This window comes from Amphritea sp. (genome assembly GCF_050300915.1).
GTDB lineage: Bacteria > Pseudomonadota > Gammaproteobacteria > Pseudomonadales > Balneatricaceae > Amphritea.
The window spans coordinates 1-23,148 of record NZ_JBNKYN010000034.1; the positions used below are offsets into that span (position 1 = coordinate 1).

19 protein-coding genes are annotated in these 23,148 nt (G+C 52.8%); 16 read left to right on the forward strand and 3 right to left on the reverse strand.

The genetic code is table 11. The features are described from left to right. The 5 genes from ACQY8X_RS10680 to can form a co-directional block, all read left to right on the forward strand. Window positions 1-1,495 (forward strand): AAA family ATPase (locus tag ACQY8X_RS10680; protein WP_428035126.1); only part of this gene is annotated, 1,495 nt, incomplete at its 5' end. Between the two features lie 174 nt (window positions 1,496-1,669). Then, window positions 1,670-6,124, forward strand: a complete 4,455-nt coding sequence (gene gltB / locus ACQY8X_RS10685; protein ID WP_428035127.1) for a glutamate synthase large subunit — start codon at window positions 1,670-1,672, stop codon at window positions 6,122-6,124. A 72-nt stretch (window positions 6,125-6,196) separates the two neighbouring features. After that, window positions 6,197-7,618, forward strand: coding sequence for an FAD-dependent oxidoreductase (locus ACQY8X_RS10690; protein WP_428035128.1), 1,422 nt, complete (start codon window positions 6,197-6,199; stop codon window positions 7,616-7,618). Between the two features lie 145 nt (window positions 7,619-7,763). Continuing rightward, window positions 7,764-8,828 (forward strand): uroporphyrinogen decarboxylase, encoded by a 1,065-nt coding sequence (hemE, locus tag ACQY8X_RS10695; protein WP_428035129.1) that lies wholly within the window; start codon window positions 7,764-7,766, stop codon window positions 8,826-8,828. A gap of 57 nt (window positions 8,829-8,885) precedes the next feature. Beyond that, on the forward strand, window positions 8,886-9,611 hold the full coding sequence (gene can, locus ACQY8X_RS10700; RefSeq protein WP_428035130.1) for a carbonate dehydratase: 726 nt from the start codon (window positions 8,886-8,888) through the stop codon (window positions 9,609-9,611). Window positions 9,612-9,692: 81 nt separating this feature from the next. Here can and ACQY8X_RS10705 read toward each other — a convergent pair whose 3' ends face one another. Further along, window positions 9,693-10,967: an O-acetylhomoserine aminocarboxypropyltransferase/cysteine synthase family protein gene (locus tag ACQY8X_RS10705; protein ID WP_428035131.1), complete on the reverse strand. Its 1,275-nt coding sequence runs from the start codon at window positions 10,965-10,967 to the stop codon at window positions 9,693-9,695. Between the two features lie 160 nt (window positions 10,968-11,127). Here ACQY8X_RS10705 and radA point away from each other — a divergent pair, with 160 nt between their 5' ends. After that, window positions 11,128-12,501 carry a DNA repair protein RadA gene (gene radA / locus ACQY8X_RS10710; protein WP_428035132.1) on the forward strand — a complete coding sequence of 458 codons (1,374 nt, stop codon included), beginning with the start codon at window positions 11,128-11,130 and terminating at the stop codon, window positions 12,499-12,501. A gap of 48 nt (window positions 12,502-12,549) precedes the next feature. On the opposite strand, the gene ACQY8X_RS10715 is transcribed toward radA, so the two are convergent. Further along, the gene (locus ACQY8X_RS10715; RefSeq protein WP_428035133.1) at window positions 12,550-12,909 is read right to left on the reverse strand and encodes a PilZ domain-containing protein; all 360 of its coding nucleotides are present in this window, start codon (window positions 12,907-12,909) and stop codon (window positions 12,550-12,552) included. A 149-nt stretch (window positions 12,910-13,058) separates the two neighbouring features. Further along, a complete protein-coding gene (gene ettA / locus ACQY8X_RS10720) occupies window positions 13,059-14,720 on the reverse strand; it encodes an energy-dependent translational throttle protein EttA (protein WP_428035134.1) in 1,662 nt (553 codons plus the stop codon). A 218-nt stretch (window positions 14,721-14,938) separates the two neighbouring features. Between ettA and ACQY8X_RS10725 the strand changes: the two genes are divergently transcribed. The 10 genes from ACQY8X_RS10725 to ACQY8X_RS10770 all read left to right on the forward strand — a co-directional run bounded on the left by ACQY8X_RS10725 (window position 14,939) and on the right by ACQY8X_RS10770 (window position 22,833). Continuing rightward, a complete protein-coding gene (locus ACQY8X_RS10725; RefSeq protein ID WP_428035135.1) occupies window positions 14,939-15,358 on the forward strand; it encodes an Hsp20/alpha crystallin family protein in 420 nt (139 codons plus the stop codon). Window positions 15,359-15,567: 209 nt separating this feature from the next. After that, window positions 15,568-16,824 (forward strand): serine hydroxymethyltransferase, encoded by a 1,257-nt coding sequence (gene glyA, locus ACQY8X_RS10730; protein WP_428035136.1) that lies wholly within the window; start codon window positions 15,568-15,570, stop codon window positions 16,822-16,824. 168 nt (window positions 16,825-16,992) lie between these two features. After that, window positions 16,993-17,469 (forward strand): transcriptional regulator NrdR, encoded by a 477-nt coding sequence (gene nrdR, locus ACQY8X_RS10735; RefSeq protein ID WP_428035137.1) that lies wholly within the window; start codon window positions 16,993-16,995, stop codon window positions 17,467-17,469. A 5-nt stretch (window positions 17,470-17,474) separates the two neighbouring features. Beyond that, window positions 17,475-18,596 (forward strand): bifunctional diaminohydroxyphosphoribosylaminopyrimidine deaminase/5-amino-6-(5-phosphoribosylamino)uracil reductase RibD, encoded by a 1,122-nt coding sequence (ribD, locus tag ACQY8X_RS10740; RefSeq protein ID WP_428035138.1) that lies wholly within the window; start codon window positions 17,475-17,477, stop codon window positions 18,594-18,596. 2 nt (window positions 18,597-18,598) lie between these two features. Beyond that, the gene (locus tag ACQY8X_RS10745; RefSeq protein ID WP_428035139.1) at window positions 18,599-19,276 is read left to right on the forward strand and encodes a riboflavin synthase; all 678 of its coding nucleotides are present in this window, start codon (window positions 18,599-18,601) and stop codon (window positions 19,274-19,276) included. A gap of 24 nt (window positions 19,277-19,300) precedes the next feature. Beyond that, window positions 19,301-20,419: a bifunctional 3,4-dihydroxy-2-butanone-4-phosphate synthase/GTP cyclohydrolase II gene (gene ribBA / locus ACQY8X_RS10750; RefSeq protein WP_428035140.1), complete on the forward strand. Its 1,119-nt coding sequence runs from the start codon at window positions 19,301-19,303 to the stop codon at window positions 20,417-20,419. Between the two features lie 5 nt (window positions 20,420-20,424). After that, window positions 20,425-20,898 (forward strand): 6,7-dimethyl-8-ribityllumazine synthase, encoded by a 474-nt coding sequence (gene ribH / locus ACQY8X_RS10755; protein WP_299202187.1) that lies wholly within the window; start codon window positions 20,425-20,427, stop codon window positions 20,896-20,898. 1 nt (window position 20,899) lies between these two features. Further along, entirely contained in the window at window positions 20,900-21,376 is a 477-nt protein-coding gene (gene nusB, locus ACQY8X_RS10760; protein ID WP_428035141.1) for a transcription antitermination factor NusB, read from the forward strand. Window positions 21,377-21,382: 6 nt separating this feature from the next. Then, the gene (thiL, locus tag ACQY8X_RS10765) at window positions 21,383-22,363 is read left to right on the forward strand and encodes a thiamine-phosphate kinase (protein ID WP_428035142.1); all 981 of its coding nucleotides are present in this window, start codon (window positions 21,383-21,385) and stop codon (window positions 22,361-22,363) included. Further along, window positions 22,360-22,833: a phosphatidylglycerophosphatase A family protein gene (locus tag ACQY8X_RS10770; RefSeq protein WP_428035143.1), complete on the forward strand. Its 474-nt coding sequence runs from the start codon at window positions 22,360-22,362 to the stop codon at window positions 22,831-22,833. Before thiL ends, ACQY8X_RS10770 begins: the two co-directional genes overlap by 4 nt. Window positions 22,834-23,148 lie beyond the last annotated feature (315 nt).

Genomic DNA, 23,148 nt, shown 5'->3' on the forward strand with positions numbered 1-23,148 from the left:
TTTTCTGTTGTTAGTTACAGGTCCTGCCGGATCAGGTAAAACGATGCTCATTCATCAGCTCCAGAACGCTGAAAGTGATCGAACTCTGCGGCTCTGTTCCGTAGATGGTAGTAAAACCAGTTCGCTTAACGGGCTGCTGGTTGCTTTAAGTAAGCAGCTAAGTCCTGAGCTTGATATTCAGGCTGATAATCAGCAGATGCTGAATGCTATCTACAGTTTTGCTCAGGTGATGGCGGTTGAGCATATTCAATGGGTTATTATCATCGATAATGCCGATCAGCTGGAACAGCCGGCCATCCAGTTACTGCTGCAGATGCTAAGTGAAGCACAGGGGTTACCAGTCAAGCCTCATCTGCTGATGACTGCCCGTGAGGGTTTTGAAGCCCGATTGCAGGCGTTTGATGAGTACACCTTGCTGGAATCTCAGGTTCATCAGCTGGTATTAGAGCCGTTTACCTTTAAAGAAGCTAAAAGTTACCTGTATCAGCGCTACAGTGCCGCTGCCTCTTTATCAGAGAAACAGTTGCAAGCGGTTTTTGATGTTTCAAAAGGCTATCCTGGGGCTCTTAATCAGCAGGCTGAACAGTTGTTCCGGTCCGGTACTGTCAATAAAACGAATGAGGCTACAGGAGTTTCCCGTCTTCATCTTGTCAGTATCGCCGCTGTTCTTCTCGTTATCCTGGTTGCAGGGTTATGGCAGTACTGGCCTGAGAGTGATGTCGGTACTACCCGAACTCAGGTGCAAATTCAGGTGCCTGTTGAAGCGGAACCGGTAATTGCCTCATCAGATTCACCTCCAGTAGTGGCAACGCTTGAAGTCGAAAGACTTGTCCCCAGCAATGATAATGAGATAGAAGAAAAACCAGTACAGAGTGATGATTTGCCGATAGCAACTGCTGAGATTAAAGGATCTTCGGAGGTACCGTCGTCGGTTGTCGTGGTTTCACCTGACGCTGAGCCCGAAAAATCAGATACGGCTGCCGTCAAAACTAACCAGGGTATGGCTAAATCTTCATCTGAGACGCCGGCCTCTCCTGCTGAAACAATAACTAAGCCCGTGGTTAATGAAGTTGTACAAACGGCCCCGGTTGAAGCGCTAGCGCCAGCGAAAGTATCTAAGGTGGCAACAGATAAAGCGGCTGATATTCCCAAGCCTGTTGTAGCAAGTAAATCTGTCTCATCGGGTAGTCAGTTGAGTGAAGCGGAGCAGGCGCTGATGGGGTGGCCCTCAACAGGCTATACCTTACAAATGCTGGGTGCTGGTAAGCAAAGTAGTGCAGAGCAGTTCATCCAGGATCAGGCTGAACCACAAAAATTTTATATGTTTCAGACTCGTTACAAAAATAAGCCCTGGTTTGTGGTAGTCTATGGTCAGTATAAGGATCGTAATACGGCTCATGCAGCAGCTGCGGCTCTTCCTTCAGCGCTTGCTAAGCTGAAGCCCTGGGCGAGGACTATTCAGGGGATTCAGGCAGATATCGCAACCAGAAAGTAGTATTTTTTTTTATTGCTTACGCAAACAAAAATATCTTCTGTTTTGCTTATAATTTGTCCTTCCTACCCTCGCTGTGTAAAATACCTGTCCCATTTTCCCTACATGAACAACTGTGGCTGGAAATTTGCGGCGGTAATATATTGATAATTAAGAACTTTTTGGTGGGATTCGTTTATGAGCAAAGGTCTGTATCGCCCTGGTGAGTTCAAAGACAACTGTGGTTTTGGCCTGATGGCCCATATGCAAGGTGAACCAAGCCACAATGTATTGTTGAAGGCGATTGAAGCACTTGCATGTATGACCCACCGTGGTGGGATCGCAGCTGACGGCAAAACCGGGGATGGCTGTGGATTGCTGATGCAGAAGCCGGATGCATTTCTGCGAGCTGCGGCACAAAGTGACCTTGGGGTTGAGCTGGGCGATAACTATGCTGTTGGCATGGTCTTCCTGTCAAAAGAGCCTGCCCTGGCGGCTGCTGCACGTGAAACATTGAATAATGAACTGCTGGCGCAGGGGCTGAATATCGCCGGTTGGCGGGTTGTGCCGACTGATCCAAGCTGCCTTGGCCCGATTGCCAAAGACACTCTGCCGCAGATTGAGCAGGTTTTTGTCACCACAGATAAAGCGGAGCGTGAGTTTGCAGTCAGTCTGTACACGGCACGCCGTAAGGCTGAAATTGCACTGAGCGCCGATAGTGATTTCTATATCTGTAGTCTGTCTGACAAAGTTATCTCTTATAAGGGTCTGACAATGCCGGTGGATCTGCCGGTGTTTTATCAGGATCTCAGTGACGAGCGTCTGGAAACCGCGATCTGTACCTATCATCAGCGGTTTTCAACCAATACCGCGCCACGCTGGCCGCTGGCTCAACCATTTCGCTTACTGGCGCACAATGGTGAGATCAACACCATCGAGGGCAACCGCAACTGGTCACGGGCACGCTCCAGTAAGTTTGCTACGGAGATGTTGCCAAACGTTGACGAGCTTTTGCCGATTGTAAATACTACCGGTTCGGACTCTTCCAGTATGGATAACATGCTGGAGTTTCTTCTGGTCGGCGGCATGAATCTGTATCGTGCGGCGCGCATGATTGTGCCACCAGCCTGGCAGAATGTTGACACGATGGATGCCGACTTGCGTGCATTCTATGATTACAACTCCATGCACATGGAGCCCTGGGATGGCCCTGCCGGTATGGTGATGACCGATGGCCGTTTTGCTGTCTGTATGCTTGACCGGAATGGTCTGCGTCCGTCCCGCTGGGTAATGACCAAAGATGGTCTGATCTGTACCGCATCAGAGATCGGGGTATTTGATTACAAGCCTGAAGATGTTGTCTCTCAGGGGCGTGTTGGGCCGGGGCAGATTCTCTCTATCGATACCCAGACCGGTGAAGTGCTGCATACCGCTGATGTGGACGACCGGCTGAAGAAAGCGCAACCCTATAAAAAGTGGATGCGTGAAAATGCCCTGCCATTAGAGCAGACCATGAACCTGACTGAAGAGTCCCAGTCTTTCTGTGAGATGACCCCGGAAGAGGTTAAAACTCACATGAAGATGTTCCAGGTCACCTATGAGGAGCGTGATCAGGTATTGCGTCCGCTGGGTGAGACCGCGATGGAAGCGGTGGGCTCAATGGGTGATGATAAGCCGATGGCAGTGTTGTCATCAAAAGTCCGTTCAGTCTTTGACTATTTCCGTCAGCAGTTCGCCCAGGTGACCAATCCACCGATCGACCCGCTACGTGAAGCGATTGTTATGTCGCTGGAAACCTGTATTGGTGCCGAGCGTAACGTATTTGAAGAGACTCCTGAGCATGCTCGCCGGGTTATTCTGACTTCGCCAGTACTGTCAGCCAGTAAGTTTCTGCGGTTGAAAAACAATACCGTTGAAGGTTTTGGTGTTGCTCAGATCGATCTGAATTATGATCCTGCGGTTATGGATCTGAAAGCGGCGATTGAGTCGGTTGCTGATCAGGCTGAACAACTGGTTCGCTCCGGCAAGGTTCTCATTATCCTGTCTGATTTCGCGATTGCACCGGGACGACTGCCTATTCATGCGGCGATGGCGACCGGTGCGGTGCATCACCGTCTGATCAATACCCGACTGCGTGCTGATGCCAACATTGTGGTCGAGTCAGGTACGGTACGTGATCCGCATCAGTTTGCTGTACTGTTTGGTTTTGGTGCTACAGCCGTCTATCCATACCTGGCGTATCGGGTGTTGACTGACCTGTGTGCTACTGGCGAGATGCAGATGAACTGGCTCGACAGTCACGAGAACTATCGTAAGGGCATTAAGAAGGGCCTGATGAAGATCCTGTCGAAGATGGGTATCTCTACGATTGCCTCTTACCGTGGAGCGCAGCTGTTTGAAGCGGTGGGTATCAACTCTGAAGTGGTTGATCTGTGCTTCCCGGGTGTTGCCAGCCGTATTCAGGGAGCTGACTTTAGCGATTTCCAGAAGGACCAGCAGACTCTGGCTGCGGAAGCCTGGGTTGCACGCAAGAAAATCCAGCAGGGCGGGTTATTAAAGTATGTCCATGGTGGTGAATACCACGCCTACAATCCGGATGTTATCCGCACCATTCATACCGCTGTTCGCAGTGGTGATCCCGCCGATTATCAGGCCTATGCAGACCTGGTAAATAAGCGGGGTGTCGCGACTATTCGCGATCTGATGGGGTTGAGAAAAGATGTTAAACCGATTCCGCTGAGTGAAGTTGAACCGGTTGGAAACCTGTTTCCACGCTTTGATTCTGCCGCGATGTCGCTGGGTGCTCTGTCGCCTGAGGCGCATGAATGTCTGGCGATGGCGATGAATGAACTGGGTGGCCGTTCGAACTCCGGTGAGGGTGGTGAAGACCCTGCCCGTCACGGTACCAATAAGCGTTCAAAGATTAAGCAGGTGGCTTCCGGTCGCTTCGGTGTAACGCCTGAGTATCTGATCAATGCGGATGTCATGCAGATCAAGGTGGCTCAGGGTGCGAAACCCGGTGAGGGTGGTCAGTTGCCGGGCGGTAAGGTCAACAGCCTGATCGCACGGCTGCGTTACTCGGTGCCGGGTGTTACCCTGATTTCGCCGCCGCCGCACCATGATATCTATTCGATTGAGGATCTGGCACAGCTGATTTTCGACCTGAAACAGGTTAATCCAGAAGGTCTGGTATCGGTGAAGCTGGTGTCCCGCCCGGGTGTGGGTACGATCGCCTGTGGTGTTGCCAAGGCTTATGCTGACCTGATTACTATCTCAGGTTATGATGGTGGTACGGCGGCAAGTCCGCTGACTTCAGTGCACTATGCTGGTTCTCCATGGGAGCTGGGTCTGGCTGATGCGCATCAGTCCTTACGCGGTAACCATCTGCGTGGCAAGATCCGCTTGCAGACCGATGGTGGTCTGAAAACCGGTCTTGATGTGGTTAAAGCGGCCATTCTGGGTGCCGAAAGCTTTGGTTTTGGAACTATGCCGATGGTAGCGGTAGGCTGTAAGTATCTGCGCATCTGCCACCTGAATAACTGCGCAACCGGTGTTGCCACGCAGAACGATGAGCTGCGTGATAACTATTACCGCGGTACGGTGGAGATGGTTAAGAACTACTTCCGCTTTGTTGCTGAAGAGACCCGTCAGTGGATGGCAACGGTGGGCGTACGGACGATGGAAGAACTGGTGGGCCGGGTTGATCTGCTGGAACTTCTGGAAGGGACAACGGCGAAGCACGCCAAGCTGAATCTTGCACCGCTGATATCTGATGCCGGTATTCCGGCGGAATATCCTCAGACCTGTCAGGTTGAGCACAACGACCCTTACGATACCGGTAAACTTAATACCCGGATGCTGGAGCTGGCTAAGCAGGCGATCAGTGATAAATCAGGGGGTGTATTCGACCTGCCTATCACTAACTGTGATCGCTCAGTTGGTGCCCGGACCTCCGGTGCTATTGCGAAGACTCATGGTAATCTGGGGATGTCTGATGCCCCGATTCGTTTTAACTTTACCGGTCATGCCGGTCAGAGTTTTGGTGTCTGGAACGCCGGTGGTCAGGAACTTTACCTGGAAGGTGATGCGAACGATTATGTTGGTAAGGGGATGGCCGGCGGCAAGATCGTTATTAATCAGCCGGATGTGGTGACCTACGCCAGCAATGATACTGCGATTATCGGTAACACCTGTCTTTATGGTGCAACCGGCGGCACGTTGTATGCAGCGGGTTGTGCAGGCGAGCGTTTTGCTGTGCGTAACTCCGGCTGTCATGCGGTCATCGAAGGCGCAGGCGATCACTGCTGTGAATATATGACCGGTGGATTGATTACCGTGTTGGGCCAGACTGGCTACAACTTCGGTGCAGGTATGACGGGCGGCTTCGCTTACGTACTGGATATGGAAAACACCTTTGTTGATAAGTACAACCATGAGCTGGTGGATATCCATCGGGTCGCTCCTCAGCATATGGAAGAGTACAAAAACCACCTGCGCTCTGTGATTATCGGCTTTGTTAAAGAGACCGGTAGTGCATGGGGTCGGGAAATTGTTGAAAACTTCGATGACTATATTGGTCGCTTCTGGCTGGTTAAGCCAAAAGCCGCAAGTCTGGGGGCGCTGCTGACTGATATGCGCTCGCGTCCGGAGTAATGGGTTCATCGAACAGGTGTTTAGTAAAAGCTGTGTCTGTCTGCAGGCAGACACTATTAGGCGGGGTGGAGAATGTCTGAACGTCTGAAGAATGATTTTCAGTTTCTGGAAGTAGAGCGTCAGGGACCAGGTAAGATTGAAGCGGATATCCGTAAAAAGGAGTTTGCCGAGATCTATGAGCCATTTAAGCCTGAGGATGCATCTGAGCAGGCACACCGCTGTCTTGAGTGCGGTAATCCATATTGTGAATGGAAGTGTCCGGTACACAACTATATTCCGAACTGGCTCAAGCTGGTATCTGAAGGCAATATTATACAGGCCGCTGAGTTGAGCCATCAGACCAACTCATTGCCTGAAGTGTGTGGTCGTGTCTGCCCTCAGGATCGTCTGTGTGAGGGTGCCTGTACGCTGAACGATGAGTTTGGTGCTGTAACCATCGGTTCAGTGGAAAAATATATTACCGATACCGCCTTTGCGATGGGCTGGCGCCCGGATATGACCAAGGTGCCGGTAACTGATAAAAAAGTGGCCGTGATTGGTGCTGGCCCTGCGGGTCTTGCGGCCGCAGATATTCTGGTGCGCAACGGGGTTAAACCGGTGGTATTTGATCGTCATCCGGAAATCGGTGGATTGCTGACCTTCGGTATTCCTGAGTTCAAGCTGGATAAAGACGTGATGGTGCGTCGCCGCGAAATCTTTACCGATATGGGTGTTGAGTTTCGTCTGAATACCGAAGTCGGTAAGGACATTCAGATGCAGGAGCTGATTGATGGCTTCGATGCGGTTTTCCTGGGTATGGGCACTTACACCTATATGAAGGGCGGCTTCCCGGGCGAAGAGCTTCAGGGGGTGCATGATGCATTGCCGTTCCTGATCTCTAACGTTAACCGCTGCCTCGGCTATGAAAAAGATATCGCCGACTATATCGGCGTAGAGGGTAAAAATGTTGTTGTTCTGGGCGGTGGTGATACCGCGATGGATTGCAACCGCACCTCTATCCGTCAGGGCGCTAACAGCGTAACCTGCGCCTATCGTCGTGATGAAGCGAATATGCCCGGCTCTAAGCGTGAAGTTGAAAACGCCCGTGAAGAGGGTGTGCAGTTCATGTTTAACCGTCAGCCTGTTGAGGTTGTTGGTGATGCTGGCAGGGTTACTGGCGTTAAAGTGGTGACCACACAGATGGGTGAGCCCGATGAGAATGGTCGCCGTCGTCCGGAAGTCGTTGCTGGCAGTGAAGAGGTATTGCCTGCTGATGCGGTGCTGGTGGCGTTTGGTTTCCGTCCAAGCCCGTCTCCGTGGTTTGCCGATTTCGGTATCGACCTGGAACAGGATGGCCGCATCAAAACCTCAGCAGAAGCCGCGTTTGCCTTCCAGACCAGCAATGAGAAAATCTTTGCCGGTGGTGACATGGTGCGCGGATCTGATCTGGTGGTGACGGCTATTGATGAGGGCCGTAAGGCTGCTGAAGGCATTCTGGATTACCTTAAAGTGTAAACCTTAGCCTGTCAGGAAAAAGGTCGCCGTGGGCGGCCTTTTTTATCGGTGGGATTTCTGGCAGATAACATGACCCAGTTGTTCGCTCCCGCCTGCAAAAACCTGTAAAATGCCCGCAGTTTTAAATCTGAATCGAGAAGAAGCAATGGCTGAACTGAAGAATGATCGTTTTCTGCGCGCGCTGATGCGCGAGCCTGTTGATGTGACACCGGTATGGATGATGCGTCAGGCTGGCCGCTATCTGCCTGAATATCGCGCCACCCGCGCCCAGGCTGGCGATTTCATGAGCCTGTGTAAAAATAAAGAGCTGGCTTGTGAAGTGACCATTCAGCCATTGGAACGCTACGATCTGGATGCAGCCATTCTGTTTTCCGATATTCTGACGATTCCGGATGCGATGGGACTGGGACTGTACTTCGAGGTGGGAGAGGGCCCTAAGTTTAAGAAAATTATTCGTACCGAAGCGGATGTTGATGCGCTGCCGGTGCCTGACTCAGCCAAAGATCTTGATTACGTGATGGATGCCGTTAAAACCATCCGGTCTGAGTTGAATGGCCGGGTGCCACTGATCGGTTTCTCCGGCAGTCCCTGGACACTGGCAACCTATATGGTCGAAGGTGGTTCGAGTAAAGATTTTCGTCATATTAAAGAGATGCTGTATGCCACGCCTGAAGTGTTGCATCAGTTGCTGGATAAGCTGGCGCAGTCCGTTACTGATTATCTGAATCAACAGATTCTTAGTGGTGCACAGGCGGTACAGATCTTCGATACCTGGGGTGGCGCACTGAGTGGCCCGATGTATCAGGAGTTCTCGCTGAAATATATGCAGCAGATCGCCAACGGTCTGATCCGCGAACATGAGGGGCGTAAAGTGCCTCTGATTATGTTTACTAAAAACGGTGGTCAGTGGCTGGAAGCGATGGCGGAATCCGGTGCCGATGCCCTGGGGCTGGACTGGACCACCAATATTGATGATGCCCGCGCCCGTGTTGGCGACAAAGTGGCGCTGCAGGGTAATATGGACCCGTCTGTGTTATACGGTACACCGGAGCGTATCCGTGCAGAAGTGGCTGATATTCTGGCCCGCTATGGCAACGGTCCGGGGCATGTGTTTAATCTGGGGCACGGTATCCATCAGTTTGTTGATCCGGCACAGCCGAAGATCTTCGTTGATGCGGTGCATGAGCTCAGCGCTCAGTATCACGTTTAATCCTACCGTTAAAAAGAGGGCTTTATGAAGCCCTCTTTTGCTATGTAACAGATAACCATGAAACGACTGACACAACTTTTAGAAAGCAATCGCAAGTGGGCCGAGCAGATCAGCCAGGACGATCCGCATTTTTTTGAAACATTGGCGCATCAACAGGCGCCGGAATATCTTTGGATTGGCTGTTCCGATAGTCGTGTTCCTGCCAATGAGATTGTCGGCATGCTGCCGGGCGAGTTGTTTGTGCACCGCAATGTATCGAATCTGGTGATTCATACCGATATGAACTGCCTTTCGGTGATTCAGTATGCGGTGCAGGTGCTGGAAGTTAAACATATTATGGTGGTGGGGCACTACGGTTGTGGCGGTGTTAAGGCGGCGCTGGAGAGCACCCCGCATGGTTTGATCGATAACTGGCTGAGACAGATTCGGAAGGTGAATCAGAAGCATCGTGAGCTGCTGTCTGCCTGGGATCACTCCCATCAGCAACTCGACCGGCTGTGTGAACTGAATGTCATTGAGCAGGCTTTCAATGTCTGTGAAACCACGATTGTTCAGGATGCCTGGGCCCGTGGACAGGATCTGACCGTGCATGGCTGGATCTATGGCCTGAATGATGGTCTGGTAAACGATCTTGAGTTTAATGCCTCTGCCGATGATGAAGTAGAAGGGCAGTATGCGCTGGCGATCAGTAAGATCGAAACTTTGCGCCAGCTGGCAAAAGCCTCAGAAAGGGGACATAACGCCCGGACGTTGTGGGAACGGGTGCGGAAAGTGTTTAAATAAGGCTGAGCTACTCAGTTGCGTATCAGCCGATAGTAAAAAGCCTCGCGATTGCGAGGCTTTTTTGTTTGGATCGGGTTGTGCTTATTTGGCCGCTTGCAATGCCTGCTCCAGATCTGCCAGCAGATCGTCGATATGCTCAATGCCGACCGACAGGCGCACCATGTCTGCTGAAACACCGGCTGATTTCAGCTCTTCATCGTTGAGCTGGCGGTGAGTGGTTTCCGCCGGGATCGACGCCAGAGACTTGCAGTCACCGATGTTCACCAGACGGGTAAAGATATTCAGTGCGTCATAGAACTGGCGGGTGCCTTCACGTCCACCTTTGATACCGAAACTGAGGATGCCGGATGCCTGACCATCCATATATTTCTGTGCCAGGGGATAATCTTTATGACTTTCCAGGCCCGCATAGTTAACCCAGCTAACCTGATCATGGTTTTCCAGATATTTAGCGACTTTCAGAGTGTTTTCGCAAACCCGTTCCATACGCAGGGAGAGGGTTTCGATACCCTGGAGCAAGAGGAAGGCATTCATTGGAGACAGTGCTGCACCGGTGTTTCTCAGTGGTACAACCCGACAGCGGCCGATAAAGGCTGCCGGCCCGAAGGCTTCGGTGTACACCACACCGTGATAAGAGATATCAGGTGTGTTCAGCAACGGGAAACGGTCGGCATGATCAGCCCACGGGAACTTACCTGAATCGATAATAACGCCGCCGATAGAATTGCCATGACCACCAATATACTTGGTCGCTGCCTGTACCACGATGTCGGCACCGTGCTCAATCGGGCGCCACAGGGCAGGGCTGGCAACCGTGCTGTCAACGATCAGCGGCAGGCCGTGTTTATGAGCCAGCTCAGCCATCGTTTCAATATCAGCGATACCGCCGGAAGGGTTGCCGATTGATTCACAGTAGATAGCGCGGGTGCGGTCATCAATTTGCGCTTCCATCGCCGCAAAATCATCTTTGTTGGCAAAACGTACCTCAATGCCCTGACGCGGGAAGGTGTGGGCAAACAGGTTGTAGGTGCCGCCATACAGCTCGCTGGTAGCGATGATATTGTCACCCACTTCAGCGATGGTCTGAATCGCATAGGTGATCGCCGCCATGCCGGAAGCGACAGCCAGTGCAGCTACTCCGCCCTCCATAGCGGCTACGCGCTGCTCCAGTACGTCGGTGGTAGGGTTCATAATACGGGTATAGATATTTCCCGCGACTTTCAGATCAAACAGGTCAGCGCCGTGTTGGGCGTTATCAAACGCGTAAGAGGTGGTTTGATAGATAGGCACCGCGACCGCTTTAGTCGTCTCTTCCGGGCTGTAACCACCGTGTATGGCAATCGTTTCCAATTTCATCTGAAGCTCCTCATGGGCAATGTGATACGTCTGATTTGATTTTTTTATAGATTAGGTAGCGCATGATTGTAGCCCTTCAGCGGAATAAATAAAGTTCTCTTTGGTTCAAGCGAACCGAGGCTTCCGTTAGAATGCTCTGATTGATCCCAAGGAGTGTCTGATGGCCAAGGCAAAGAGTGCGTACGTCTGTAATGATTGCGGTGCAGATTATACTAAATGGCAGGGCCAGTGTAGTGCTTGTCATGCCTGGAACACACTCACCGAGGTGCGACTCAGCAGTGCTAAACCCAGCAGTAGCCGCGGCGCCCGCTTTGAAGGCTATGCTGGTGCCGGCGGGATGGCTAAGGTGCAGGATCTGTCAGAGGTTAATCTGGCTGATATGCCCCGTTTTGCGTCCGGGTCAGGAGAGATGGACCGGGTGCTGGGGGGCGGGCTGGTGCCCGGGTCGGCGATTCTGATCGGTGGGCATCCGGGGGCGGGTAAAAGTACCCTGCTGTTGCAGACCATGTGCCATCTGGCGCAGCAGATGCCAGCGCTCTATGTGACCGGTGAGGAATCACTGCAACAGGTTGCGTTGCGGGCTCAGCGGTTGGGGCTGACGACCAACAATCTGAAGATGCTATCCGAAACCAGTGTGGAACAGATCTGTGCGATTGCGGAACAACTGAAGCCAAAAGTGCTGGTGGTGGATTCGATTCAGGTGATGCATGTTGACGATGTGCAGTCGGCACCCGGCAGTATATCCCAGGTGCGTGAAGCGGCAGCCTATCTCACCCGCTTTGCCAAGCAGACCGGTACGGTTCTGTTTCTGGTGGGCCATGTGACCAAAGATGGCTCTCTGGCGGGCCCTAAAGTGCTGGAGCATATGATCGACTGTTCACTGCAGCTGGAGGGTGACAGTGATGGCCGTTTCCGCACCCTGCGCAGCCATAAAAATCGCTTTGGTGCGGTGAATGAGCTGGGGGTGTTTGCGATGCTGGAGCAGGGATTGAAAGAGGTGAAGAATCCCAGCTCCATCTTTCTTAATCGTGGAGAGAAAGCCAGCCCCGGCAGTCTGGTGATGGTGATCTGGGAGGGCACCCGGCCGTTGCTGGTGGAGGTGCAGGCACTGGTGGACCAGAGCCATATGAACAATCCTCGGCGGGTGGCGGTGGGGCTGGATCATAATCGACTGGCGATGTTGCTGGCGGTACTGCACCGTCATGGTGGACTGCAGACCGGGGATCAGGATGTCTTCGTTAACGTGGTGGGCGGGGTAAAGGTATTGGAAACCAGTGCCGACCTGGCGTTGCTGCTGTCGGTCGTGTCCAGCTTTCGTGACCGCGCATTGCCGCAGGATCTGATTGTCTTTGGCGAGGTGGGTCTCTCCGGCGAGATTCGCCCGGTACCGAATGGCCAGGAACGGATCAGAGAAGCGGCTAAACATGGCTTCCGGCGGGCGATTGTGCCTAAGGCCAATGTGCCAAAACAATCACCCGAAGGGATGACCGTTATCGGTGTGAGTCAGCTATCTGAGGCGCTGGATGCGCTCTGATCTTTTCGCGCTGAGGGCTTTACGCTGAGAGTGCTCTCAGCGTACTGTTTAGTTCGCGCTGAGGTGCACCAGCTCTCGTTCGAGGAGCTCCTCACTGCCCAGGTTGAGTTCAACCAGACGACGCAGGTGGGTGATACTGTCGATATCCATTGTCTGCGCTTCAAAACCCAGATATTCGCCGAGTTGATGGCGCAGAATCACCGGCATCCGGATAACGGTGTCATTCGACAGCCGGATAACCAGTTCAGCGGCATCACCGGTATGCAGTAGCGGTGTCAGAATCACTGAAGTGAGAGCCCCTTGAAAGGAGATGTCGATCAGCTGCACCGGCCAGCTGCAATCATCGGTACGGATCTCACAATCTGCATCAAAAGTGATCCGTTGGAAGCGGCGCCGCTCTTCAGTCATACCTGTGCTCCATTTTATCTGTCTTATTCATCATCATTTTAGAGCATATTATCTCAGGAGTATCTTTTACCGATACTCAGAGTGAGAATATTAAAAAAAAACCGGCGCCAGGCCGGTTTGGTATACATCTGGAATGCAGTCAGACTTAGTTATTTGGCAATCCGCTTGTACTTGATCCGCTCTGGCTGATGGTCTTTGCCATAGCGGCGTTTGTAGTCTTCGGCGTATTCGGTGTAATTGCCTTCAAAGAACTCAACTTTTGAATCACCTTCGTAGGCCAGCATATGGGTACAGACCCGATCAAGGAACCAGCGGTCGTGGGAGATCACCACAGCGCAGCCCGGGAAGGCCAGCAGCGCTTCTTCCAGAGCCCGCAGGGTTTCTACGTCAAGGTCGTTGGTTGGCTCATCGAGTAGCAGCACGTTGCCGCCCTCTTTCAGCAGCTTGGCCATGTGCAGCCGGTTGCGTTCACCGCCGGAGAGGTCTTTAACAAACTTCTGCTGGTCCGCGCCTTTGAAGTTGAAACGACCACAATAGGCCCGGGATGACGTGGTATAGTTACCAACCACGATGTTGTCCTGGCCGTCGGAGATCTCTTCCCAGACGGTTTTTTCGCCTGCCAGATCGCGGCTCTGATCAACATACGCCAGCTTGACGGTTTCGCCGATCTCAATCGTACCCGAATCAGGCTGTTCTGTGCCGGTGATCATTTTGAATAGGGTCGATTTACCGGCACCGTTACCACCGATGATACCGACAATGGCGCCCTGAGGAATAGTCAGCGACAGATCTTCAAACAGCATCTTGTCGCCAAACGACTTCGTCACGTTGTTCAGTACGATCACTTTTTCGCCCAGACGAGGCCCCGGTGGAATGTAGATCTCAGAGGTTTCGTTGCGGGTCTGGAATTCGCGGGAGTTCATCTCCTCGAACTGGCGCAGACGGGCTTTTGACTTGGCCTGTCGGCCTTTCTGGCCCTGGCGGACCCACTCCAGCTCGGCATTCACCGCTTTATGGTGAGCGGCTTCCTGCTTGGACTCCATCTCCAGGCGCTTATCTTTCTGTTCCAGCCAGCTGGAGTAGTTGCCTTCATACGGAATACCCCGGCCCCGGTCCAGTTCCAGAATCCAGCCGGCGGCATTATCGAGGAAATAGCGGTCGTGAGTGATTGCCACTACTGTTCCTGGATATTCCTGGAGAAAACGCTCGATCCAGGCGATCGATTCAGCATCCAGATGGTTGGTGGGTTCGTCCAGCAGCAGCATGTCCGGCTTGTCCAGCAACAGGCGGCAGAGGGCAACCCGGCGGCGTTCACCACCGGAGAGGTTCTTAACCTCGGCATCCCAGGGGGGCAAACGCATCGCATCAGCGGCGCGCTCCAGCATGATGTCCAGGTTGTGGCCATCTTTGGCGGCGATCAGGTCTTCATAACGCGCCTGCTGTTTAGCTAATTCGTCAAAATCGGCATCCGGTTCGGCGTAAGCGGCGTAAACCCCTTCCAGTCCATCCAGCGCTTCTTTGACATCGGCAACTGCCTCTTCTACCACTTCACGAACGGTTTTGCTGTCATCCAGTTGCGGCTCCTGAGGCAGATAGCCGACATTGATGCCGGGCATTGGCCGGGCTTCACCGATATACTCCTGGTCCACCCCTGCCATGATGCGCAGCAGGGATGATTTACCCGAGCCGTTCAGTCCCAGCACACCGATCTTGGCGCCAGGGAAGAACGAGAGGGAGATATCTTTTAGTATTTCGCGTTTGGGAGGCACAACTTTGCCGACCCGATTCATGCTGTAAACGTACTGAGCCATTACACAACCTGTTTGTTAACTGTTATCTCAAAACTGCGCATATATTAGCCGCCCCGGGAGTTTATTGCCATTTGATATACGTCAAAAGAGCCACTGGAGAATGCTGCATTGTCTTTCTAAACTCAGAATGCAGGTGGTAGCAGAACGGATATATATGCGGCTGGCTGCAAGGCAAGAGCGTGCGATCACTGAAAACAACAACCTGGGAGGTGAGAGCAATGAGTAATCTGACACGTTTTAATAGTCTGTTTGACGATACATTCTTTAATGATTTCTTTCGCCCGGTTCGGCGTGAGGATAGTGGTGACAAGGTGCCGGCGATTGATGTCCATGATGGCGAAGGTCAGTATCTGGTCAGGGTGGATCTGCCGGGCATCAATAAAGAGGACATTAAGGTCAGTCTGGAAAACGGGGTGCTGTCGGTCAGCGCTGAAACCACGAAAGAGGATAAAGAGGAAAAAGATGGCAAACTGATCCGCCAGGAGCGTCACTATGGTAAGTTTGTCCGCTCCCTCAGCGTGGGTTCTGATGTCGATCCGGCAGGGGTCAAAGCCAGTTTTGACAATGGCGTATTGAATCTGACGCTGCCTAAGGTTCAGGAGCAGCAACCTTCCAGTGTCTCTATCGCTATCGAATAGGCTGGATCTGATGCGCCTCGGTTCCCGGCAGCAAAGTGCTGCCGGGATTATTTTCTTCATGAACAAAATTCTCTGTTAACTGACTTACTTTCAAGTGCGCTTTGTATATAAATTCGACTATAATGTGCGGCTTTTCCAAGGCCCGGAATATCGCTGCTGTAATGGCGGGTTGACCGGGCCGGAGTAAATCTCAACCTTGGGGACCGCTAATGTTTAGCAAAGAGATGACTATCGCTGGTTTTGATCCTGATCTGTATGCTGCGATGCAGGCTGAGGCCAAACGTCAGGAAGAGCATATCGAACTGATCGCTTCTGAAAACTATACCAGCCCACGGGTAATGGAGGCTCAGGGGTCTGAGCTGACCAATAAGTACGCGGAAGGTTACCCTGGCAAGCGTTACTACGGCGGCTGTGAACATGTTGACGTGGTTGAACAGCTGGCGATAGATCGTGCGAAAGAGCTGTTTGGCGCGACTTATGCGAACGTTCAGCCGCACTCCGGTTCTCAGGCAAACGCAGCGGTTTATATGGCCCTGTGTCAGCCAGGTGATACTGTTCTGGGGATGAGTCTGGCTCACGGTGGCCACCTGACTCACGGTTCTGCGGTCAGCTTCTCCGGCCGTATCTACAACGCGGTTCAGTATGGTCTGAATGCTGAAACCGGCGAGATCGACTATGACGAAGTTGAACGTCTGGCGCTTGAGCATAAGCCAAAAATGATCGTTGCGGGCTTCTCTGCCTACTCCCGTATTGTTGACTGGCAGCGTTTCCGTGATATCGCTGATAAAGTGGGTGCCTTCCTGTTTGTTGATATGGCACACGTTGCGGGTCTGGTTGCTGCCGGCGTTTATCCTAGCCCGTTGTCGGTCGCTGATGTGGTAACGACTACGACACACAAGACGCTGGGTGGTCCACGTGGTGGTCTGATTCTATCGGCTAATGCTGATGAAGAGCTGCAGAAGAAACTGAACTTCGCTGTATTCCCAGAGTCTCAGGGTGGCCCGCTGATGCATGTGATCGCTGCGAAAGCGGTCTGCTTCAAAGAGGCGATGCAGGATGACTGGAAAGCTTATCAGGCTCAGGTTGTTAAAAACGCTCAGGCGATGGCAAAAACCTTCAAGGAACGCGGCATCAAGATCGTTTCTGATGGGACTGATGACCACCTGTTCCTGGTTGATCTGATTGGTAAAGAGTATACCGGTAAGGATGCGGATGCGGCGCTGGGTCGTGCAAACATCACCGTTAACAAAAACTCTGTGCCTAACGATCCGCGCTCTCCGTTCGTCACCTCGGGTCTGCGTATCGGTACTCCGGCGATTACCCGTCGTGGTTTTGCGGAAGCCGAAGCGGAACAACTGACCAACTGGATCTGCGACGTACTGGATAACATCGATAATGAAGATGTTATCAACAGCGTTAAACAGAAGGTTCTGGATATCTGTGCACGCTTCCCGGTTTATAAGTAAACCGTTACAATAGAAACTGTTTTAATCTCAGTTTCCCTATCGGGGCGCCTTGTGCGCCCCGGTTGTTTATATAAGCACTTTGAAATCGGTAGTTATCAGTGTGCTTTTATAAACGTTTGAATGCTCTTTTCAGGCTGCAGCTGCAGCCACGCTCTTTGAGGATGATATATGTACTGTCCGTTCTGTAATGCCCATGAAACCAAGGTGGTCGATTCACGCCTGGTGGCAGAAGGCCAGCAGATTCGTCGTCGGCGTGAATGTATCACCTGCCATGAGCGGTTTACCACTTACGAAGCCGCAGAGCTTCTGATGCCTCGTTTGATTAAAGCCGATGGCACCCGCCAGCCCTTCGATGAAGATAAACTGCGTGCCGGTATTCAGCGTGCGGTGGAAAAACGTCCCGTCAGCGTTGAAGATATCGAAGCCTGTATCAGCCGGATCAAACAACATCTGCGGGCCACCGGTGAGCGTGAGCTGCCCTCCCGTACGGTGGGCGAAGCGGTGATGAGTCAGCTGCGCAAGCTGGATCAGGTCGCCTATGTGCGGTTTGCATCGGTGTATCGTAGCTTCCAGGATATCAACGAGTTCAAAGAAGAGATCGACCGGCTGTCAGAACAGAAAGAGGATGCCGTTCAGGCAGAGTAAGCGGCATGGCAAAGTGGAGCGTTGCAGATCATACCTTTATGTCCCGTGCGGTGCAGATCGCCTGGCAGGGACTCTACACTACGGAGCCTAATCCACGGGTAGGCTGTGTGCTGGTCAAAGATGGCCAGCTGATCGCTGAAGGTTATCATCGTAAAGCGGGTGAGGGCCATGCCGAGGTTAATGCCCTGCGCAGTGCAGCTGAACAGGCGAAGGGGTGTACTGCTTATGTCACTCTGGAGCCCTGCAGTCATTTTGGTAAGACCCCGCCCTGTGCTGACGCGTTAATCGCGGCGGGTGTAACGGACGTTGTTGTGGGTATGGTTGATCCCAATCCACAGGTTTCCGGTAATGGTATCGGTAAACTGCAACAGGCTGGAATAAACGTTCGTGTTGGCTTGATGGAGAGTCAGTGCCGGGCGCTGAATCCGGGATTTATTAAACGGATGGCAACGAAAATGCCATTTGTCCGGCTTAAAATGGCTGCCAGTCTGGATGGGCGTACGGCGATGGCATCCGGTGAGAGCCAATGGATTACCGGGCCACTGGCCCGTCAGGATGTACAGCGGTTGCGGGCGCGCAGTTCCGCGGTGATCAGCGGTGTCGGCTCAATTATCAGTGATGATGCGTCGCTGAATGTTCGGCAGACCGAGCTGGGGCTGGAAAATGCTGCGGCAATCGCTGCCCGCCAACCGCTACGGGTGGTGCTGGACAGCTCCGGGCGGATGCCTGAACAGGCTAAGATGTTAGGTCTGCCGGGTCACACGCTGATTGTCAGCTGTGTTGATGCGCCTGCTTTTATGGCTGATATTGAGTCGGCAGAGTGGCTCAAACTGTCAGGAGAACAAGGCCGTATCGATCTGCATCAGTTGCTGCAGGAGCTGGCGCGCAGAGAGTGTAATGAGGTGCTGGTGGAGACCGGTGCTACTCTGGCAGGGGCCTTTATTGAGGCGGGGCTGGTGGATGAACTGGTACTCTATCAGGCGATGAAACTGCTCGGCAGCAGTGCCCGGCCGATGTTTCAGCTGCCGCTGGATAAAATGAGTGAACAGAAAAAACTCACTCTCATCGACAGCCGGATGCTTGGGGATGATCTGCGTCTGACGCTGAAACCTGAGCTGGAGAAATAAAGATGTTTACCGGAATAATTGAAGCAGTGGGCGTGATTGCCGCGGCCGAAGAGGTGCAGGGCGATCTGCGTCTGTATATCCGCACCGGAGATCTGGACCTTACCGATGTTAAGCTGGGTGACAGTATTGCGGTGAACGGAGTCTGCCTGACTGCGGTGGCGCTACCTGGTGATGGTTTCTGGGCCGACGTATCGCGGGAGACCCTGGTGCATACCCGGTTTCCGGATCTTGCTCCGGGGGAGCGGGTGAACCTGGAAAAAGCGATGCAGCCGACCACCCGCTTTGGTGGCCATATTGTCACCGGTCATGTGGATGGGCTGGGGGAAGTAGTATCAATTGAAGCGGACGCCCGTTCCATCCGCTATAAGATTAGTGCGCCGAAGGCGATTGCCCGTTATATCGCTGCGAAAGGCTCCATCACGGTGGATGGCGTCAGTCTGACGGCGAATGCGGTCGACGGCCATGTTTTTGATCTGAATATTGTGCCGCATACGGCGCAGGAAACTATAATAGCCAGCTATCAGTCTGGTCGGAAGGTGCATCTGGAAGTTGATATTATTGCCCGTTATATGGAACGGCTGATCAACTACACAGATGATAGCGATACTAATTTAACGGAAACGGCTGGCGGGGTGAGTATGGCTACCCTCGCTCAAGCGGGTTTCCTGAACCGCCGCTAGTGCGGCCACAGAGGCTTTAGGTTAATGGAACTGAATACCCCACAGGAACTGATAGAAGATATCCGTCAGGGCAAAATGGTTATCCTGATGGATGACGAAGACCGGGAAAATGAAGGTGACCTGGTAATCGCTGCGGAGATGGTGCGTGCCGATGATATCAACTTTATGGCGAAGCATGCTCGCGGACTGATCTGCCTGACGCTCACCCGTGAACGTTGTCAGCAGCTGAAATTGCCATTGATGGTGCAGAGTAATGGCGCACAGTTTTCCACCAACTTCACCATGTCAATCGAAGCGGCTCAGGGTGTGACCACCGGGATCTCTGCAGCGGACCGTGCCCATACCGTACGTACGGCAGTCCGCGCAGACGCCAAGCCCGAGGATATTGTCCAGCCGGGCCATATCTTCCCGCTGATGGCGCAGCCGGGTGGCGTGCTGAGTCGGGCTGGTCATACGGAAGCGGGTTGTGATCTGGCCCGCCTGGCGGGGATGACGCCGGCAGCGGCGATTGTCGAAATTATGAATGATGATGGCACCATGGCGCGCCGTCCTGATCTGGAAGAGTTTGCCCAGAAGCACAACCTCAAGATCGGAACGATTGCTGATCTGATCCATTACCGCACCACCAATGAACATACGGTGATGCGCGAGAGTGAAGGGGTGTTGCCGACCGAGTTTGGTGATTTTAATTTTGTCACCTATCTGGATGAGATTCAGGGTTGTACCCATATGGCGCTGACGCTGGGTGAGATCACTCCGGAAGAGCCAACCGCGGTGCGGGTTCACCTGCGTACTGAGGTGCTGCGTGACGTGGTGGGTGCGGCGCAGGGCGAAGAGCTGAAGTGGACGATGCGTCGTGCTCTGCAAAAAGTGGCGGATGAAGGTAAGGGCGTGGTGTTGCTGCTGGATACCGGTGTGCGTGTTGATCTGGGCGATGCCTTGAATCAGATGCTCAACACTGAGAAAAAGATCCGTCAGCATAATATCAGTGCTTCAGGTTCCTATCTGACGGTAGGTACCGGTTCCCAGATCCTGCGGGATCTGGGGGTAGGAAAGATGCGGGTGCTGAGTTCACCTATGAAATTTAATGCAATCTCCGGTTTCGATCTTGAGATTGTTGATTACATTGCATGCGAAGAGTAAAGAATATGTCAGTACAGTATATTGAAGGTGATTTCCTGACCGGTAATGGTCAGTACGCGATTGTTGTGGGCCGTTTTAACAGCTTTGTGGTTGAGAGTCTGCTGGACGGGGCAATTGATACCCTAAAACGTCATGGTATCGCTGAAGAAAAGATCCGTGTGGTACGGGTGCCCGGTGCATTTGAAATTCCATTAGCGGTACAGAAGATTGCTGCGCAGAAAAAAGATGATGCCATCATCGCGCTGGGTGCGGTTATCCGTGGCGGCACACCCCATTTTGAATACGTTTCCGGAGAGAGCTCCAAAGGTGTGGCTCAGGTATCTCTGGAATATGGTATTCCGGTGGCTAACGGTATCCTGACAGTTAACTCTATTGAGCAGGCGATTGAACGTTCCGGCACTAAAGCAGGTAATAAAGGTGCAGAAGCTGCGCTGTCTGCACTGGAAATGGTCAGTCTGCTGCGTCAGCTTGAGGTTTAAGATGAGCGACACTCCTGCGCCTAAAAAAACGAAAAAACCGTCACATACCGAGATGCGCCGGGCCGCCCGAAGCTTCGCCCTGCAGGCGTTGTATCAGTGGGAGATGTCCGGTAATGCTGTTGCGGATATCGAGTTGCAGTTCCGCATGGATAACGATATGTCCGGCACCGATCTGAGCCTGTTCAATGAGCTGTTGCATGGTGTACCGGCCAACGTGGCTGAGCTCGACAGAGCCTATGAGCCGTTTCTGGATCGCGCTTTGGCCGACCTCGACCCGATTGAGCGTGCGGTATTGCGGATCGGCAGTTTTGAGCTGATCTATCGTATTGTCGTACCCTATAAAGTCGTGATTAATGAAAGCGTTGATCTGGCAAAAATCTTCGGTGCGACCGAGAGCCATAAGTATGTCAACGGTATTCTGGACAAGCTGGCTGCCCGGGTGCGTATGACCGAGATCAATGCGAAACGCGGTAAATAACCGACAGTGGCGACAGACGAGTTTGAACTGATCCGAAGTTACTTCTCTGATCTGGGAAGTGACCGCACGGGGTCGGTTCGTCTCGCGGTGGGGGATGACTGTGCAGTGATCGCTCCACCTGCTAAGCGGGATCTGGTGGTTTCGATTGATACCATGGTTGAGGGGGTTCACTTTCTGCCAGGAACCTCCGGAGATAAAGTCGCCAGCCGCTTATTAGGCGCGGCACTCAGCGATCTTGCCGCGATGGCGGCAACACCCGCTTTCTTTACCCTGGCTCTGACCCTGCCGGATACCGATCCGGTCTGGTTGCGGGCCTTCAGTACCCGGCTGGGGGAACTGGCCCGTCTTTATGGTGTTCAGCTGGTGGGGGGAGATACCACCCGAGGCCCGCTAACCCTGAGCATTCAGGTGCATGGCTGGACCCCTGCGAATAAGGCTCTGCTGCGCAGTGGTGCCCGCCCGGGCGACCGGGTGTTTGTTACCGGCACGCTGGGGGATTCAAAAGGGGGGCTTGAAACCCTGCTGCAGAATATTCACGGCGAGCAGGTGCCCTATCTGCAGCATCGCTTTTACTGCCCTGAGCCGCGTATTAGCACTGCATTGCTGATCGCTGAGTTTGCCACAGCTGCGATCGATATTTCTGATGGTTTGCTGGCGGATCTTAACCATATCCTCGTCGCCAGTCGGGTCGGCGTGATGCTCAATCCGGCGGAACTGCCGATCTCCCATGAGTTACACCACTGGGTTGGTGAGCAACAAGCGCGGCAATGGGCATTGAGCGGGGGGGAAGATTTCGAACTCTGTTTTACCGTACCAGCACTGCTTGAACCTAAACTAGCCTGGGCGCTGCGTGACCACAGCGTTGCGGTCACCTGTATTGGACAGATCTCTGCGGCTCCGGGTATCCTCTTGGCAGAAGACGGTCAGGTCTGGCCGGTGATGCCGCAGGGCTATAATCATTTTCCAGCTAAAGGGATAGACGAATGAATCAGGCGCCTGCGTCGGTATGGCGAAACCCAGTCCATTTTCTCGCTTTTGGTCTTGGCAGTGGGGCCTCTCCCTGGGCGCCTGGTACCGCGGGCACTGTGGCAGCAATCCCACTGTTTCTGCTGCTTCAGCCGCTCTCACTTGCCTGGTATGCCGCAGTATTAGTGATTACCTTTGTTGTCGGTATCTATCTGTGCGGTAAAACCTCTGAAGATATGGGGGTGCATGATCATGGTGGCATCGTCTGGGATGAGTTTGTCGGTTACTGGATAACCATGTTTGCCGCACCGCCTGGATGGCTCTGGATTGTGATCGGCTTTGTGCTGTTTCGCCTGTTCGATATTATCAAACCCTGGCCCATCAGTTGGGCGGACAAGCAAGTGGCCGGTGGCCTGGGTATTATGCTTGATGATGTGCTGGCGGGCCTGATGGCTCTGGCGTGTCTACAGTTATTGACGCTGTTCTTTTAGGTTTCAGGCTGCTGGCAGTTTGACTTCCAGTGGCTTTACCCCCTCCGTTTTCAGTTTGAATTCAGACATCGCTGCTAATCTTTCCGGGTAGTCTGATAACTATTCGTGACTGATATCGCTATATTTGTAACATTACAGTTGTTGATAAACCCTAGGAGATCGGTTCATTCGTGATCCGGTCTGAAAATCCTGAGACAGAATCGCAGTATACTAATATCGAAACCCCTGTGGCTGTCGCGAATAGCAGAGGAGTAACTATGAAAGCATTGATGATTAAAATTGTATTTTTATGCCTTTTGGCATCTCCTGCTTTGC

What these genes read in the sequence shown, in the direction of transcription:
- gltB (WP_428035127.1), top strand. Translation starts at nt 1,670, where the DNA reads ATGAGCAAAGGTCTGTATCGCCCTGGTGAGTTCAAAGACAACTGTGGT.
- ACQY8X_RS10690 (WP_428035128.1), top strand. Translation starts at nt 6,197, where the DNA reads ATGTCTGAACGTCTGAAGAATGATTTTCAGTTTCTGGAAGTAGAGCGT.
- hemE (WP_428035129.1), top strand. Translation starts at nt 7,764, where the DNA reads ATGGCTGAACTGAAGAATGATCGTTTTCTGCGCGCGCTGATGCGCGAG.
- can (WP_428035130.1), top strand. Translation starts at nt 8,886, where the DNA reads ATGAAACGACTGACACAACTTTTAGAAAGCAATCGCAAGTGGGCCGAG.
- ACQY8X_RS10705 (WP_428035131.1), bottom strand. Translation starts at nt 10,967, where the DNA reads ATGAAATTGGAAACGATTGCCATACACGGTGGTTACAGCCCGGAAGAG.
- radA (WP_428035132.1), top strand. Translation starts at nt 11,128, where the DNA reads ATGGCCAAGGCAAAGAGTGCGTACGTCTGTAATGATTGCGGTGCAGAT.
- ACQY8X_RS10715 (WP_428035133.1), bottom strand. Translation starts at nt 12,909, where the DNA reads ATGACTGAAGAGCGGCGCCGCTTCCAACGGATCACTTTTGATGCAGAT.
- ettA (WP_428035134.1), bottom strand. Translation starts at nt 14,720, where the DNA reads ATGGCTCAGTACGTTTACAGCATGAATCGGGTCGGCAAAGTTGTGCCT.
- ACQY8X_RS10725 (WP_428035135.1), top strand. Translation starts at nt 14,939, where the DNA reads ATGAGTAATCTGACACGTTTTAATAGTCTGTTTGACGATACATTCTTT.
- glyA (WP_428035136.1), top strand. Translation starts at nt 15,568, where the DNA reads ATGTTTAGCAAAGAGATGACTATCGCTGGTTTTGATCCTGATCTGTAT.
- nrdR (WP_428035137.1), top strand. Translation starts at nt 16,993, where the DNA reads ATGTACTGTCCGTTCTGTAATGCCCATGAAACCAAGGTGGTCGATTCA.
- ribD (WP_428035138.1), top strand. Translation starts at nt 17,475, where the DNA reads ATGGCAAAGTGGAGCGTTGCAGATCATACCTTTATGTCCCGTGCGGTG.
- ACQY8X_RS10745 (WP_428035139.1), top strand. Translation starts at nt 18,599, where the DNA reads ATGTTTACCGGAATAATTGAAGCAGTGGGCGTGATTGCCGCGGCCGAA.
- ribBA (WP_428035140.1), top strand. Translation starts at nt 19,301, where the DNA reads ATGGAACTGAATACCCCACAGGAACTGATAGAAGATATCCGTCAGGGC.
- ribH (WP_299202187.1), top strand. Translation starts at nt 20,425, where the DNA reads ATGTCAGTACAGTATATTGAAGGTGATTTCCTGACCGGTAATGGTCAG.
- nusB (WP_428035141.1), top strand. Translation starts at nt 20,900, where the DNA reads ATGAGCGACACTCCTGCGCCTAAAAAAACGAAAAAACCGTCACATACC.
- ACQY8X_RS10770 (WP_428035143.1), top strand. Translation starts at nt 22,360, where the DNA reads ATGAATCAGGCGCCTGCGTCGGTATGGCGAAACCCAGTCCATTTTCTC.